Origin of the sequence: Prodigiosinella aquatilis, from assembly GCA_030388725.1 — a bacterium.
Taxonomy (GTDB): Bacteria; Pseudomonadota; Gammaproteobacteria; order Enterobacterales; family Enterobacteriaceae; genus Prodigiosinella; species Prodigiosinella aquatilis.
This window is the reverse complement of record CP128857.1, coordinates 4,085,975-4,101,721: the sequence shown is the minus strand read 5'-3', so window position 1 is coordinate 4,101,721 and position 15,747 is coordinate 4,085,975. Positions and strand designations below refer to the sequence as shown.

Annotated in this window: 14 protein-coding genes; 8 read left to right on the top strand and 6 right to left on the bottom strand. The window is 42.8% G+C overall.

What is annotated here, in order from left to right:
- Positions 1-54: 54 nt before the first annotated feature.
- From PCO85_19165 to PCO85_19145, 5 genes are all read right to left on the bottom strand, one after another.
- Positions 55-822, bottom strand: a complete 768-nt coding sequence (locus tag PCO85_19165; GenBank protein ID WJV53263.1) for an IclR family transcriptional regulator — start codon at positions 820-822, stop codon at positions 55-57.
- Between the two features lie 227 nt (positions 823-1,049).
- Positions 1,050-1,616 (bottom strand): TIGR00730 family Rossman fold protein, encoded by a 567-nt coding sequence (locus PCO85_19160; protein ID WJV53262.1) that lies wholly within the window; start codon positions 1,614-1,616, stop codon positions 1,050-1,052.
- A 277-nt stretch (positions 1,617-1,893) separates the two neighbouring features.
- The gene (locus PCO85_19155; GenBank protein ID WJV53261.1) at positions 1,894-2,772 is read right to left on the bottom strand and encodes a metal ABC transporter substrate-binding protein; all 879 of its coding nucleotides are present in this window, start codon (positions 2,770-2,772) and stop codon (positions 1,894-1,896) included.
- A 26-nt stretch (positions 2,773-2,798) separates the two neighbouring features.
- Complete coding sequence (locus PCO85_19150) at positions 2,799-3,653, bottom strand: metal ABC transporter permease (GenBank protein ID WJV53260.1); 855 nt, start codon at positions 3,651-3,653, stop codon at positions 2,799-2,801.
- Positions 3,650-4,354, bottom strand: a complete 705-nt coding sequence (locus PCO85_19145; GenBank protein ID WJV53259.1) for an ABC transporter ATP-binding protein — start codon at positions 4,352-4,354, stop codon at positions 3,650-3,652. Before PCO85_19145 ends, PCO85_19150 begins: the two co-directional genes overlap by 4 nt.
- 918 nt (positions 4,355-5,272) lie before the next feature.
- Here PCO85_19145 and PCO85_19140 point away from each other — a divergent pair.
- The 8 genes from PCO85_19140 (at position 5,273) to PCO85_19105 (ending at position 14,968) form a co-directional block, all read left to right on the top strand.
- Positions 5,273-5,620 carry a hypothetical protein gene (locus tag PCO85_19140; protein ID WJV53258.1) on the top strand — a complete coding sequence of 116 codons (348 nt, stop codon included), beginning with the start codon at positions 5,273-5,275 and terminating at the stop codon, positions 5,618-5,620.
- A gap of 73 nt (positions 5,621-5,693) precedes the next feature.
- Positions 5,694-6,362, top strand: coding sequence for a YjbF family lipoprotein (locus tag PCO85_19135; protein WJV53257.1), 669 nt, complete (start codon positions 5,694-5,696; stop codon positions 6,360-6,362).
- Between the two features lie 14 nt (positions 6,363-6,376).
- The gene (locus PCO85_19130) at positions 6,377-7,147 is read left to right on the top strand and encodes a capsule biosynthesis GfcC family protein (protein WJV53256.1); all 771 of its coding nucleotides are present in this window, start codon (positions 6,377-6,379) and stop codon (positions 7,145-7,147) included.
- A complete protein-coding gene (locus PCO85_19125) occupies positions 7,147-9,282 on the top strand; it encodes a YjbH domain-containing protein (GenBank protein ID WJV53255.1) in 2,136 nt (711 codons plus the stop codon). Before PCO85_19130 ends, PCO85_19125 begins: the two co-directional genes overlap by 1 nt.
- A 1,427-nt stretch (positions 9,283-10,709) precedes the next feature.
- Positions 10,710-11,588 (top strand): glycosyltransferase, encoded by an 879-nt coding sequence (locus PCO85_19120; protein WJV53254.1) that lies wholly within the window; start codon positions 10,710-10,712, stop codon positions 11,586-11,588.
- The gene (locus PCO85_19115) at positions 11,575-12,795 is read left to right on the top strand and encodes a hypothetical protein (protein WJV53253.1); all 1,221 of its coding nucleotides are present in this window, start codon (positions 11,575-11,577) and stop codon (positions 12,793-12,795) included. The genes PCO85_19120 and PCO85_19115 overlap by 14 nt, the downstream gene beginning before the upstream one ends.
- 3 nt (positions 12,796-12,798) lie before the next feature.
- On the top strand, positions 12,799-13,848 hold the full coding sequence (locus PCO85_19110; GenBank protein WJV53252.1) for a hypothetical protein: 1,050 nt from the start codon (positions 12,799-12,801) through the stop codon (positions 13,846-13,848).
- Positions 13,841-14,968, top strand: a complete 1,128-nt coding sequence (locus PCO85_19105; protein WJV53251.1) for a glycosyltransferase family 4 protein — start codon at positions 13,841-13,843, stop codon at positions 14,966-14,968. Before PCO85_19110 ends, PCO85_19105 begins: the two co-directional genes overlap by 8 nt.
- Before the next feature lie 107 nt (positions 14,969-15,075).
- Here the strand turns inward: PCO85_19105 and PCO85_19100 are convergent, their stop codons facing one another.
- Positions 15,076-15,741, bottom strand: coding sequence for an amino acid ABC transporter permease (locus PCO85_19100; GenBank protein WJV53250.1), 666 nt, complete (start codon positions 15,739-15,741; stop codon positions 15,076-15,078).
- Between the last annotated feature and the right edge of the window lie 6 nt (positions 15,742-15,747).

Here is a 15,747-nt window from a genome sequence, read left to right as displayed (position 1 = left end):
CTGGTCGCGGATGATAAGCATCAAGAGATGCTGAATGAAGCGAAACAACCGGGTTCAACCGTTAGCGTCATTGTAGCCGAGGTGCTGGGAAAGCGCTTTGGCCGCTGCTTTCAGCAACACAATATAGTCGTTGATTTCTGCATCGGTCACACGATTGGTCAGCGTGGACATACTGATGGCGGCGATAATCTGACGTGAATGATTCCATATCGGTACTGAAATACATCTAACGCCTTGTTCATTCTCCTGATTATCCAGCGCATAACCATTCTGGCGGACAAGTTCCAGCTCTTTCAGATAAGCGTCACGATCAATAATGGTATTGGGTGTCTGGCGGGTAAAAACATAATCTTTCAGCAGAGCATTAATGTCCTGTTCGGAATTAAACGCCAACAATGCTTTACCTATTGCCGTAGCGTGAATAGGCAGGCGTCGGCCAATACGGGAAAACGTAATTACTGCTAATTTGCCCTCTACCTTATCGATATAAACACCTTCTTTACCATCAAGGATGGCAAGGTGTGTGGTCTGGCCGGTTTGTGAGGATAAATCCAATAAGTAGCTGCGCGCTTTTTCACGAATATCAATGGAGTTAATCAGCAAATTGCCACGTTCGACCAACTTCATTCCCAACCGGTATTTGCCATTTTCGCTGTTCTGATCGATATAACCCATCATTTGCATCGTTTTCAGCAGAGAGTGCAATGTGCTCTTGTGTAAGCCCATTTTGGTGCTGATATCCGTAATCTTGAGTTCAATATCGTATTCATTAAAAAGATCCAGAATACGTAAAGCGCGTTCTACCGATTGAATGATTGGCATAGAAGAACCAACTACTTATAGAATAAGGAAAATTATCGAAATGGTACTACTTCGGCAGGGGTAAATCAATTTGCCGATGCGCTGATGGCCGGCAGGAACATGATGGTTCTACCTGCCTGCCGGATGTCACCACGCATCAGTCTGGGAATGGCGTGATACCCGTCATCTTTCGCGTCGCAGCGGCGTTGGCTATGTTCGCTTGTCGCCTTTTGGGTATATTGATCCGCTTATTTCTGCCATTTAGTCTGTGGTGGCATATAGGTCATTGCTTTTTCCAGAATATCCTGTGGATCCTCTGAAATAATAAGCATATCGAGATAGTCTTTTTTCATAAAACCGTCACCGACCACTTTTTGCAGGAAATCGATAAACGCGGTGAAATAACCATTGACGTTATATAAAATGCAGGGCTTATTATGAATGCCTAACTGAGACCAGGTCCACTGTTCAATAATCTCATCCAAGGTTCCGGCGCCACCTGGTAATGCAATGAAAGCATCCGCTAATTCGGCCATTTTTGATTTACGCTGATGCATATCATCAGTAACGATAAGTTTAGTGAGTTGGGTGTGCGCAATTTCCTTATCTACCAGATGCTTTGGCATGACACCGGTAATAATCCCATTGTTTTTTATCGTTGTGTCAGCCACTAAGCCCATTAATCCTACTTTCCCGCCGCCATAGACGATATTGCACTCTTTCCCGACTAAATAATTAATTAAATGCTCTGTTTTTTGACGATAAATAGCATTATTACCAATGGATGAACCACAAAATACGCCGAAGTTCAACATTTCTTCCCCTTTATATAGGTCAGGAATACAAATGGCCTAACATAAATATACTCGTCATCTTTCATGTTACATGTACGTTGGCCGCGCTTAATTACTCTGTCCCTGGGCATCGCCCTTTTGAAGCCGCTGCAAGCCACCTTCCTGCAACCTGAATCATTTGTAGTATATAAATATTGTACGGAATAAATAACCTTATTTTAGCTTGGCTGATCGAAGGGCAGTATGCAGATTAAATACCCCACCCGGATTTTTCCAGGCAGGGCAAGGTGGCGGGACGTTATTTCATGCTGGCGGCAATGGTGTCCACATTGTGTTTAAACGCGGCGGTATAAGTGGGTGCCGGTCCATTGCTATCGGTCAGGGCTTCCGGGAACAATTCACCACCCGGCTTCGCACCACTGGCATTGGCAATCTGTTTCACCAGCCGCGGATCGGTCTGATTTTCAATAAAGTAACTTTTCACGTGCTCCTGCTTAATTTGAGTAATCAGCTTGGCGACTGTCTGGCTACTGGCTTCCGACTCGGTGGAATAACCCATTGGCGCCAGGAACGTCACACCATAAGCGGCGGAAAAATAGCCGAAAGCATCGTGGCTGGTCAGTACCTTGCGTTTTTCTTTAGGAATGCTGGCGAAGGTTTTCTTGGCATAATCATCCAGTTTTTGTAATTGCTGAACATAACTTTCCCCGTGTTGGCGATAATAATCCGCGTTTTGCGGATCAGCCTTCACTAGTGCATCAATGATATTGTGAGCATAGACAATCCCATTGCCCATGTTGTTCCAGGCGTGTGGATCCGTTACGGTTTTACCATCTTCATCCATTTTCAGACGATGAATGCCAGTGGATGCGGTAACAACCGGCCCTTTATAGCCGGACGCTTTGATCAGGCGATTCATCCATCCTTCCAGACCCAGTCCGCTGACGAAAACAACGTTGGCGCTGGCCAGTGTTTTGCTGTCTTTGGGGGAGGGTTCAAATTCATGTGGATCACCATTTGGCTGCACTAAATCGGTAACGGTGACGTGCTCGCCGCCAATCTGGCTGACCATATCGCCCAATACAGAAAAACTCGCCACAACATCCAGATTTTTTGCCATCGCCAATGGACTGAGCAGTAAACCGGACAGCGCTATAACCAGAGCAGAACGTTTCATTTTTTCCCTCTCATGAGTGGTGATAATCAATAGCGGGTACGTAACATGCCGCCATTGGAACCAAAAAATACCGAAATACAAAAGAATAAGGTGGCGGTGAGTATCACTGCTGGTCCGGCAGGTAAATTGGCATAGTAAGACCAGAACAGGCCGATCACGCTGGCGATACTGCCCAGTGTAACGGCCAGCGTCAGCATCGTGGCCAGCCGTTGCGTCCAGAAACGGGCACAGGCGGCAGGCAACATCATCATGCCGACTGCCATCAGGGTGCCGAGCAGTTGGAATCCGGCGACCAGGTTGAGTACCACCAGCGATAAGAACAGCGCGTGGATCACGGCGCGAGTGCGGATAGAGAAAATTCGCAGGAATGTAACATCGAAGGATTCTATCACCAGCGCCCGATAAATGATGGTCAGTATCAACACTGAACATGTGGTAATGCCGCCGATGACCAGCAAGGCCTGCTGGTCAATCGCCAGAATGGAGCCAAACAGCACATGTAGTAGATCGACGCTTGAACCGCGTAAGGAAACCAGCGTCACACCCAGCGCCAGTGAACCAAGATAAAATCCGGCGAAGCTGGCATCTTCCTTCAATTCGGTGTGACGACTGACCAGCCCAGACATCATGGCAACCGCCAGCCCGGCAATAAACCCGCCAATCCCCATCGCTACCAGCGACATGCCGGAAATGAGATACCCGATAGCCACGCCGGGCAGTACCGCATGGGACAGGGCATCACCCACCAGGCTCATGCGACGTAACAACAAAAAGCAACCCAATGGAGCAGCACTGAAAGTTAATGCCACACAACCAACCAATGCCCGGCGCATAAAACCGAAGTCGTTGAACGGCTCGGTTAGCAGATGGAATAACGTCATTGCACCACCCTTAATGATGGCACGCCCGGTAGCGGGGAAGCGGGAGCGCTCAGCAATTCATGGCAATCGCCCCAGCGAGGGTCTTCCGCATTTAGCATCAACACGCGGGGAAAGTGGTTTTCCACCAAATCCAGATCGTGCAATACCGCCAGAATCGTACGGCCTTCTTTGTGTAATTGTTGAATAACCCGCAGTAGTGCTGTGGTGGTTTGGGTATCGATCCCGGTGAACGGTTCGTCCAGCAGAATAAGCGGGGATTGCATCACCAGCAGGCGAGCAAACAGAATGCGTTGTAGCTGACCGCCGGATAATGTGCCGATGCGATGATGGGAAAAGGGTAACATGCCAACGGTGTCGAGAGCCTGCGTCGCCTGCTGCCGCCAGTGTTTGGAAATGCGGCCAAACATACCGCAGTGCGGCATGCAGCCCATCAGCACTAAATCGCTGACACTAATGGGAAACTGGCGATCAAATTCCGACAGCTGTGGTAAATAACCGATGTGCTTTCTGGCTTCCGGGGCCAGACAAAAATGCCCGGCCAGTGGCGGTAGCAAGCCGGTCAGTGTCTTCAGCAGCGTAGATTTTCCGCACCCATTGGCACCGACGATAGCGGTCAGCGAACCGCGGTCAAAACAGCCGTTGAGTGTTCCCAAAGCGGGCAGACCGCGATAGCCAAATGAAAGTGAATGTAATGCAATCATGCCAATGACACCGCCCACCAGATCAAGCACCACAAGACGACCAGCAGCGGACAGACGATGCCTAGCCGGCTGAGTGTGGAAAAGGAATACAAGCTGCTCATACGATCCCCTTAAATTTAATGTTATAATATAACATATCGTATTTGTAACGCAATGGCATGCCTTCGGGATATTGGTGTTGGGTTTTTATGTATATACCCCAAATAATTCGAGTTGCAGGAAGGCGGAAAGAGAGTGAATCCCGAGGCGCTTACTCAGGTAAGTGATTCGGGTGAACGAACGCCGCCAACACACCTGCAACTTGAAGTATGACGGGTATAGCGGCATTACTGAATAAATCGAACAAGACTTACCACAACTGGGAGATGGCTCAGGCGCTTATTAATCCATTTTCTACATTGATGGCGATTTCTCTTTGTTGCCCGGATTACACCTGCGTCAGCAAACGGGTCAAGTCCGTCGATATCGGTTTCAAAACCTCGGTCTTATTCGCCAGACCCACAGGAAACGCAAGGTAGTGACCTCAACCTAGGGATCTTTGGTCTACAGGCGTTCAGTGGCGAAAATAGCAATGCATCGAATAAAAGGCCTATTTCTGTTTTCTGACATTACAGAATTACGATGCACAAGTTGCAGAGGCGATGGTGGTAATCGGCACATTAAACGAAATAACGAACCAGTACGCCATAAAATGTATGTATTTTGATATATCTAACTAATTATAAAGGATATTATTGCTTAATCTGATTTATTCAATACCCCCTATTATTTCCTCCACAATATAGTACTGTTGACACTGGTAAGCGTTAATACAGGTAAACCAACTCATTAATATATCTGTAATAAGAAAAAGGATATTTTTCTATGGGTTAGTTTTGCTTGTTGTATTTCATATGAAATAAATAAGGAAACCCAAAAATGAGAAAAACTCTCCTTACGTTGACCATCGCGCTGACGATGTCAACCAGCGCCTTTGCTGCTCCCGGTGGTATTACCCCAGGCGCTATAAGTACTGGTGGTACCGCCGCAGGTACTGGTAGCACTGTCGTTGGCTCGGGTATTACTGCTGCGGGCACTGGTGGCATTGCCGCTGGTGCTGGTGTCGCAGGTGCGACAGCGGTTGGCGGTCTGACTGTCGGTGCGATAGCTGCTGGGATTGCTACTGTCGCGGCTATCGGTGTCGGTGTGGCTGTCGCGTCTAATAGCGGCAACTCTAACAGTGGTAGTGGTACGACCGCCTCTACAACCACTTCTACTCGTGGTTGATATTTTGTAAGTCAAAGGCACTTCAGTGGCCTTTCATTATTTCGTGATGGCGAGCGGGCGAGAACAATATTTAATGATACGAAAAAAATCGCAGCACTTTATTCGCACTTTATGGATTGTTCTCTTCCTTTCTGCGTGTTCACAGCAGCAGGCACAAGTAAGGCAAGTTGTCGGGCTGGCTATCTGGGGGACGAAGGGGGTCTCTGTCACGCCTGAACAGGTTGCCCGAATTCCTTATGCTTCCGCCTATCTGAAGTTGGGTAAATTGCCGAGGGCTTTTGTGGTACTGGCTTTTGCGGAAAATCAGCAACTGAAGTGGCTCTCGGCTGATAAAGGTATCGTAACGACCTCACTAGGGGGCCGCCTGATAAAAACCCAAGATCTGGGGGAGGATATCCTGCGGGTCACCAATCTTGCGCAAGACCCGCTGACATTGGGGTTGCTGAACCCGGATACGCCAAAACAGTGGCATACACGCATAAGCTGGCGTTTGGTATTCCGCGGCGGATATGAGGTGCAGTCTCGATTTAAACGTATCGGTAATGAAACCGTGACTATCCTGGATAAGCCCCGCCAGCTGGTACGTTTTGACGAACAGATCACCGTTCCTGCTCTCAACAAGTCTTACACCAACCACTATTGGCTTGACCCTGTAGGTGGTCAAGTTATCAAGAGCCTTCAGTATATGGGACCTGATATGGATTTGGTTGAATTCACCCTGTTAAAGCCGTATGCAAAATAGTGAGTTTTATGCTGATGTTTAAACGTATAACTGCCACCCTGCTGCTAGCGAGCAGTGCCGCAAGTGCTGCGACATTGACCGTTCATTATGCTGATCAGGCTCCTCGTTCCATTCAACTGGCAGATGGTACTCGTTTGGCGCAGTTTTACACGCAGCAGGCGCTACCCGCGAATGTAAACTGGCAAACGGCTTTGATTACGACACCTTCCTATACCGAACACGCTAAGGCGCAGGGGGATGATATTCAGGAGCAACTATATTCGCTACAGAATTCATGGCGTAATCAGGATGGCGATTATGCTATTGCCGCCTGGTACTTGGCCGAAACCCTGAAGAGTGTGGACATTGTCGGACGTATCAGGACGGATCTGGACCCGGATCGAGTACGACTTTTTGTAAACTATAATCGCCCGCTGGTTGGACAGTATTCCTTGTATTTGACGCCTTATACCGAAACGTTCTCGTTGTTCGGTTTGATCAATTTGAATATTGATATCGGTACGCCACATGTATTCAAGGATGTGAAACTGAAGTCCGGCTGGTCTGTTGACCAGTATGTTCAGGGGTATCGTTGGCTACCGGGTGCCGATAAAAATTACGGTTATCTCATCAGCGGCACCGGAACCTGGCGCAAAGTGCCATTGGCTATATGGAACCGGAAACATATTGAGCCCGCTGCGGGAGAAACGCTATTTGTTGGCTTCGATCCCACGATACTGCCTGAAAACATGTCATCCCTGAATGACCAGATTGCTGACTATCTTGCTAACCGGATTCCACATTAATGCCTAAGAAAAAAGAATCTAAACTGGGTTGCGTGACGTTGGCAATCAGCAGCCTGTTGGTGTCGCAAGCTCGAGCCGCCAGCCCTCTGGAAGATAACCTGGCCAGCCAGGCGAACCCAAACGACTACTATCGACCGGCAGGTGTCTCCCAGGGCGATTTTGGTGGTGTCGGTTTATTGCAAATGCCCACAGCACGTATGACGGATACTGGCGAGTTCAGTGCTAACTATCGTGATAACGATCAATATCGCCGCTATTCGATCTCCATGCAGGTATTGGACTGGCTGGAAGCGACGATACGCTATACCGATGTACGTACCCGACTCTATAGCAACATTGAAAGCTTTAGTGGCCAACAGTCATATAAGGATAAGAGTTTTGACGTAAAGGCCCGGTTATGGCGGGAAGATAGGCTGTTTCCTCAGGTTTCCATCGGTTTTCGCGATATCGCGGGTAACGGGCTGTTTGACAGTGAATATGTGGTGGGCAGTAAGCGCTTTGGGGCTTTTGATTTCACTATGGGCATCGGCTGGGGAAACATGGCCCAGAGCGGCAATATCTCCAATCCGTTCTGTTCAGTGTCCAACAGTTTTTGTTCTCGGGACGATAGTTTCAGCGGACAGGGCGGTCAGTTTGAGGTGAAGAACTTTTTCCACGGCCCCGCTGCGGTATTTGGTGGCATTGAGTATCAAACGCCATGGGATCCGTTACGTCTGAAGCTGGAATACGATAGTAATGACTACAGTAACGAGTTTGCTGGGCGTATTCATCAGGATTCTCCGATTAATGTTGGTCTGGTGTATCGACTTGGGGATGCGCTGGATACGTCGCTTTCCTGGGAGCGTGGTAATACGTTGATGTGGGGCATCACGTTGCGTACTAATTTCAATAAGCTCCGGCCTCATTATTTGCACAATGAGATGCCCGTTTACGCACCGGTACAGGATAAACAAGGTGGTACAAACTGGAATCAGGTAGCGACAGAGCTGCATGATAAAGCGGGCTATGGGCAGGCGGATATTTATGCAGATAGCAGACAGGTAACGCTGGTGGCCAGTCAGGACAAATACCGGAATATGGATGAGGCGTCACAGCGGGCGGCGATAGTGCTGGCAAACCATGTGCCGGCCAGCGTTAGCGAATACCATATTGTGACGAAGAATCAAGAACTGCCAATTGGTAGTGTATATGTTGATGCTAATGCGCTGCGCCAGCAGCAGACGGCCTCGACCCCGCTGGGGCAACCCGAGCCGGAAGCATTATACCGTGAGCCGACGTATGGGATTCAGGGGCAGCAAGTGCTGAATACGGTTCCCAAACGGTTCAGCTTCTCTATCGACCCGTCGCTCACGCAGTCTCTGGGCGGACCAGAATCCTTTTATATGTATCAGTTAGCGGCCAATGCTTCCGGGCATGTCTATCTTAACGACAACTGGAGTGTTGATGGCTCGGTGTTGGTTAACATCATCAATAATTACGATAAGTTCAACTATGAGACGCCTCCGAGTGATGGTACCTCACTACCTCGTGTACGCACCTGGATACGTGAATATGTCACTTCATCAGATGTGTTGTTGACCAATCTACAGTTGAACCGCCGTGACCAGTTGGCTCAGGGGTGGTATAGCCAGATATATGGTGGCTATCTGGAGATGATGTATGCCGGCGTTGGTGGTGAAGTATTGTATCGCCCATATGGACGGAGCTGGGCAGTTGGGCTGGATATAAACTATGTCAAGCAGCGTGACTGGAATGATACTCTGAGACTGGCTGATTATGATGTTGTAACTGGGCACTTGACGACTTATTGGGAGTTGCCATTCCTGAAAGGCGGGTTGGCGAAGATCAGCTTCGGACGTTACCTGGCCGGTGATAAAGGTGTTACGCTGGATCTGTCGCGACGATTTGATAGTGGTATTGTCGTAGGGGCCTATGTGACGAAAACAAATGTTAGTGCAGCAGAATACGGTGAAGGCAGCTTCACCAAAGGTATCTATGTTTCTATTCCGTTTGATCTGTTCTTCCTGAATCCAACTACCAGTCGTGGTATGGTGGGCTGGACGCCTCTAACGCGTGACGGTGGGCAGATGCTGGAGCGTCAAAGCACGTTGTACGGTATCACCAGCACTCAATGATAGTTGGCAAAGTCTCAGGCGTTGAGTGGTTCAGCACCTATCAGCGTAAGGATTCTGTAGCAGATTACCGCATCGCTACTGAACAGGGTTATCCGCTGTATACAGTAACCAGGTCCGTGGCGAGTAACCCTGAACCTTTATGCTATTTTGCATGGACATATAGCGCTATTAATATTTTTTAGCATGGTTATTTATTGGTTGCGGCCATCTTCATGAATTGCAAAATATTAGTATTGTGAATATGGATAATACTAAAACATAAGATAATGATAATATGTTGATATTAAATTATTTTTTATCTGTTTAAGGTTTAATTATCGGTAATGCACGGAATCATGGAGAGATGCTTTACGAGCCATTTTTAAATTAAAGTTTCATTCAATTCAGTGTTCATTTATCGTCAGTTTTTATTAAATGAGATAGTGGTTTATTTTTTGATCCGTTATTTCGGTGGTTTGCGTTGTGGTTTTTTCTCATTCATAAGTAACCTATACGATGTATAAGCACCTTTTAAATGTAGATGTTTATTGATTAATGAATGATATCGTTAATACAATAGCCGCTAGTCTGACAGAAACGGTTCCATATACAGGGAGTATCGCAATACATCAATGCCCGTAGTGAGTGACATTGCAAGAGATAGGTTATTTTTCAGATTCTTTTTAATGTTTCTCTTCATATGGGTCATTTTTACGCATTTATTTTTGCTTAGAGGGTGTTATTTTTCTTGGTACTGACTGATATCTGGCATTGTTTTTCATCATTAAATTAAATAACATGATGATATTAAATTATTTTTACAGGAATGGACCATTTCGTAATGGACAGTGAATTGGTAGCTGAAAGCCAAGGGCGGTAGCGTGGCTGGGCTACCTACAAAGGTAGGTCGTGATAGTGATAATCGCTATTTTTTGAGTGTTTGCCTGCGTGTTTGTGATGCTTTTTGTCGTGCGTAAAGTTGCAAAGAAAATAGGGTTAGTTGACAAACCGAATAGTCGGGAAAAGCCTCAAGGACATGTCCCCCGGGAGGAAGGAATCTCGATCTCTACCTATCGCTATGGGGGATTTTCGTTTTCATGCCAACTGATCCCTCTCCTTTGACATCTACATGCTATGCGCCAGCGGATTGCTGATAATCGGTATCCTTGAGGATCGCTTCGATCTCCCAGTCCTTCCACGTGTTGGATTGCAATCGTTGATAGCAGTAGCACTGATGATGTGTGCTATCTGATGGTGCTATTTTTGATGAAAAACAGGTGAAGTAAACACGAAGTATAGTGATTAGTGACGTAATGAGCACTCTATTTGGTTATGCTAATGCTGTATTATGTCTCAATGTATTCAATGATAAAATGCTTACTAATATTATATTTTTTATGGAATGTTATTGTTTTTTATTTTTTATATGCGACTGAGAAAATAAAATAATGAAGATAGGAATTGTTGTTGTATGGTATAAGCCTACACTAGAACAAATCAATAATATGAAGAATATTGTAGGCAACAATCAATTTAAAATATGTATTGTTGATAATACACCAGATGTGGATAATGTTTTTTATTTTAATGAGTTGTTAGCGAACGGAAATAATTATTATATATATAATGGAAACAAAGGCGGTATTGCTGGAGGCTTTAATCGTGGGGCGGAAAAGTTATTTGAAGATGGCAATGTAGATTATTTCTTCACTATGGATCAGGATTCCTCTCTAATTTCTGACTTTTTCCTGGGAATGTATTCATTCTGTAAAGAGAAAAAATCAGAGATATCCTGCCCTAATTTTTATGATAGAAATGCTAAGGTCTATGGCAGTTTTGTTTTATTGACTCCCTATTTTTATAAAATATCTACAGATGGCACTACGAACTTCTGTATCTCCTCTGGGATGTGTATTTCTCGTCGTGCATGGGAGCTGGTAGGTCCATTTGATGAGTCATTAATAATAGATCATGTTGATACAGCATTTGCTCTAAAGGCATTAGTATTTGGGTTTATTATAAAGGTTAATTATGATGAATGTCTTAACCATGCCATTGGGGAAAGAGAGGTTCATAAGTTATTTGGCATTACAGTTAAACCTAATCATCATAATTACATAAGAAAATATTACATAGTGAGAAATGGTTTTTATTTGTCTTTTAAATATTTTAAAGAGACTAAAGGCTATTTTAATTTAAATGTATTAAGGGTAATGCATGAGTTTGTTTCTGTTATTTTCTATGAAAAAGATAAAATAAGAAAAATTAAATATATGCTTAAAGGTTTGCTCGATGCTGTAAGGGGGAAACTAGGTGATATTAAATAAAATTCCATTCCTCATCTTAAGTATAAGTAGTTTACTCGCATCTCTTTTTTTACAATTTTATTTCGCTAATCTTTTTTCTAGCCAATTGATTAACTTATTTTATATGGGAGTAACTGTATGTGGTGTTGTGATATCTATGTCTACAAGTGGAATAAGCAGCTACTTGATTTCTGAGTTTTCTTCGATAAAGGATAATAAGTTAGATATAAAAAATGCAGCAACATCATTTCTTATTTTTTTTTCTATCCTGGGTATATTAGTTTTCTTGTTTATTTATATCGTTGGGTGCTATGTTTTAAATATTAATGAGTGGGCAGTGCTGTTTTTTTCTTTTGCATTTTTTATTTACTTCCTATCACTGGCTATCGGTATAGTCTTTCAATCTTACGCATATTGTCATTCCAGAACTAAAGGCGTTTTGTCTTATGAAGTGTTGAACTTTTTTTCATTTCTTATTGTTATTTGTATTTTTTATACTATGAAGTCTAATGAGATGTTATTTTATTTCATTTTTTGTATCAGAAGTCTAATTCAAATAGCAATTTACCTAGTTCTCATTAGACATGATTTGTCAGCGAGTAAGTTTTCTTTTAAAAATTTTTTATATTTCGTTAAAAGTGTCAGAGTGATTATTGGTGGTAGTGCATACTATAAATCAGAACCTGTCATAGATAGGTTTTTTATTATTAGTAATAATACAGGAATTGCTGTATATCATCTGGTTTCTCAAATATATACTGCGGCTCTTGGTGTATGGTTTAAAGTGTATGTGTCGCCTCTAATTAAAGAACTTACTATCAATAATAACAATAAAAAAATATTCAATGAGATTTATTTCCATGGATTAAAAAAACAGATTTATTTTGCATTGCTCTGTGGTTTTTTAGTCTTTTTTACACCGATGATCGATTACATTTCAAGAATAAAAATATTTAAAATTCTGTCTGATGGTAACGATATAATTACAATCCTATTTTTCTTCTTTGTGTCCGGGCTATTAGGGCAAGTTATATCGAATGTTTTTTACTGTGTGAATAAACATTCTATCCCGGTTGTTGTATCTTGTATAACTTTCACAATATTTTTACCTCTTAAGTATGTCGTTACACATAAATGGGGAGTAGAGGGATTATGTGTTTTGGTAGCCTTATATCATTTTGTCAATGTTACTATTCTATTTTTGATAAGTTTAAGGTTTAGACACTGAAATATGAAGAAAATATTAGCTATTACTTCAGGAAAAAATACACCGTCGAGTAGATTTAGAATAAGGCAGCATATTGACGGGCTTAATAAGAAAGGATTCTATGTTACTGAGTCATGTCCACCTATAGATAAAAATAAATCTGTTCCTTTTTTAGGAAAGTATAATCCTAGATTCTATCTTCCAATATATTTTGTATGGCAGATAATTAAAATTTTACAACGTATTCCGATTATTTTCAGAAGAAAAAAATACGACTATGTATGGCTAAATAGGGAACTACTCACTGGGTATTACACCCTGGAAGGGTTTTTGGGAGAAAAGGTTATATTGGATGTCGATGATGCAATATGGAAAAATCCACCTTTTGGCTCTTTTGCTGCAAAAAAAATAGCCCAACGATCGTATGCTATAATTTGTGGGAATGATTATCTTGCCGAGTGGTTTAGGCAATATAATAGTAATGTATATGTTATACCTACATCTGTGAATGTTGATAAATACAAACCAAGAGCTGTAGAATATAAATCTGATATTATTACTTTAGGTTGGATTGGTACCCATGGAAACCTGAAATATGTCAAATTAATTAGCTCTGTGTTGGAAAATATACTATCTAAATATTCATTTGTGAAAATTAAGATTGTATGTGATAAGAAATTTGATTTTATTAATAATAATGAGTCTGTTGAGTACGTAGAGTGGTCTGAGATTGATGAAATAAAAAATTTCCAATCAATTGATATCGGATTAATGCCCCTTGATGAGGACGAATGGACGAAAGGAAAGTGTAGTTTCAAATTGTTACAGCATTTATCTTGTGGGAGTATGGTAGTCGGAAGTCCTGTTGGAATGAATAAGAATATTCTTCTGGGCAATGTCAATGGCGCTTATCCTGCAACATCAAATGATGAATGGTTTGATATACTATCGTGTCTTATAGATAACTATGAAGAATATCGAGATATTTATAAGTATAAAACTCGTGACTTTATTCTGGATAATTATGCGTCAGAGAAAATTTTAAGCGAATTGATGCGGGTGTTCAATGACTAACGTAATTATGGTATTACCTCGCTATTTCCCTATATTAGGCGGTGCGGAGGTTCAGTGCAGTAGATTAATAAAAGCATTTTCTGCTGACCCGAATGTTAACATTGTTGAAGTTGTTACAAGGCGACTAACTCCTTTGTTGAAAAAAAATGAAATAATTGATGGAGTAAGAATAAGACGGCTGCCTCCATTTGGCACAGGCGTACTTGCTGAGTACTTTTTTTGCATTATTTTATTTTTTTATTTACTCTATAAATCAAGAAAATATGATGTTATTCATTGCCATGCAACGTCTATTTTTGGGCTTGTTGTTTCTATCGTTGGCCTTCTTCTGAAGAAAAAAGTAATAGTTAAAGTGTCAACAAACGGCGAAGTCAGTGCAATGAATAGTAGTAAAATAAAGAGCCTGATTGCATCAATATGCTCAAAAAGAACTATTTATGTTGCATTAAATAATGAAGGATATCAGGAAACAATAAAATTTCTTCCTAAAAAAAATGTTGTACTGATCCCTAATGGCATAGAACCTTATCGTTTTGATAATAACGACTGTGCGCAGCATTTTAGAAAAAAATTAGAAGATGAGTATGGTAATGATCTCTGTGTATGTTTATTTATTGGTAGATTTGTGATTCGAAAAGGTATTGTTGATATCTTGAGTGTTGCGGAGCGATTGGAGTCAAAAAGTAATTTTGTTTTTGTCTTTATTGGCGATTCTTCATTGCAACGAGACGCAGAAAGTTTTGAGAAATTTTCAAATTTGAAAAATGTACAGTTTTTAGGCCGAAAAGATAATGTATTTCCATATTTAGTGGCTGCTGATTTTTTTATATCTCCTTCATATAATGAAGGACTTCCGAATACGGTTCTTGAAGCATTGTCTTGTGGGGTACATTGTATTTTATCTGATATATCGCCACATGAAGAGCTTAGCGTTGAACATCCTGAATATATCTCTCTATTTAAAAAAGGAGAGGTAAGTGATTTGGAAAATGTCTTAGTGAATAATTATAACGTATTAACTCAAAAGAGCTCATTGGATGATAAAAAACCGGGTGTTTTGAACGAAAAGTACTTAATGAACAATGTGGCTGAAAGTTATTCTAATTTATATAGAAGCTAAGATCTAAACGTCAGCCATGTCTGCGACGGCAGTAAAATCTTTACGCTGCTCATCATTCTTTTTAAACATCTGAAAGCCAGTTATCGTTGGGCTAAGGCCACACACGATTAATCAAACCTGGCGTATTTCTTCTCAAGCCTGGAAGACAGCCAGCTTCCTGGATAAATCACCAGGAAATAGATCACTGCTACGCAGGTGAATATTTCGAACGGCTTGTAGAATGCCGCACTTAGCAGGCGTCCTTGGTACATAATCTCATGGACCGCAATGACCGAACAAAGCGAAGTCATTTTTGCCAGTTCTATCCCTCGGTTAGTGAATGCCGGAAGCATTCGCTTGAATACCTGAGGAAAGATAATACGTTTCAAGATTTGACTATGGCGCATCCCCACGGCCTTGGCTCCTTCCCATTGGCCACGGCTAATGGAGTGAATTCCACTTCGGTATATCTCCGTACAGTAAGCGGATGTATTCAGGGTCAGACCCAAGACCGCAGCCTCAAAAGCGGTCATTTGATAGCCTGTGAGTACTGGCAATGCGTAATAAAACCAAATCAACTGGATGAGAACCGGCGTATTGCGAAACACCTCGACATAGGCAATGGCGGAGATGTTCAGCAGTTTGTTAGATGACGTCCTGGCGAGCCCAAGCAACCCGCCTACGGCCATACCAATGGGGAAGGCTACCAACCATAACTGAATTGTCATGTACACCCCTTTGAGGAGTACGGGTAAACTCTCTAGCGTAACCGCCATATCCCATGAAAAGTGCATCGGTTA

Coding starts and splice junctions, on each gene's coding strand:
- PCO85_19165 (WJV53263.1), bottom strand. CDS start 822: ATGCCAATCATTCAATCGGTAGAACGCGCTTTACGTATTCTGGATCTT.
- PCO85_19160 (WJV53262.1), bottom strand. CDS start 1,616: ATGTTGAACTTCGGCGTATTTTGTGGTTCATCCATTGGTAATAATGCT.
- PCO85_19155 (WJV53261.1), bottom strand. CDS start 2,772: ATGAAACGTTCTGCTCTGGTTATAGCGCTGTCCGGTTTACTGCTCAGT.
- PCO85_19150 (WJV53260.1), bottom strand. CDS start 3,653: ATGACGTTATTCCATCTGCTAACCGAGCCGTTCAACGACTTCGGTTTT.
- PCO85_19145 (WJV53259.1), bottom strand. CDS start 4,354: ATGATTGCATTACATTCACTTTCATTTGGCTATCGCGGTCTGCCCGCT.
- PCO85_19140 (WJV53258.1), top strand. CDS start 5,273: ATGAGAAAAACTCTCCTTACGTTGACCATCGCGCTGACGATGTCAACC.
- PCO85_19135 (WJV53257.1), top strand. CDS start 5,694: ATGATACGAAAAAAATCGCAGCACTTTATTCGCACTTTATGGATTGTT.
- PCO85_19130 (WJV53256.1), top strand. CDS start 6,377: ATGTTTAAACGTATAACTGCCACCCTGCTGCTAGCGAGCAGTGCCGCA.
- PCO85_19125 (WJV53255.1), top strand. CDS start 7,147: ATGCCTAAGAAAAAAGAATCTAAACTGGGTTGCGTGACGTTGGCAATC.
- PCO85_19120 (WJV53254.1), top strand. CDS start 10,710: ATGAAGATAGGAATTGTTGTTGTATGGTATAAGCCTACACTAGAACAA.
- PCO85_19110 (WJV53252.1), top strand. CDS start 12,799: ATGAAGAAAATATTAGCTATTACTTCAGGAAAAAATACACCGTCGAGT.
- PCO85_19105 (WJV53251.1), top strand. CDS start 13,841: ATGACTAACGTAATTATGGTATTACCTCGCTATTTCCCTATATTAGGC.
- PCO85_19100 (WJV53250.1), bottom strand. CDS start 15,741: ATGCACTTTTCATGGGATATGGCGGTTACGCTAGAGAGTTTACCCGTA.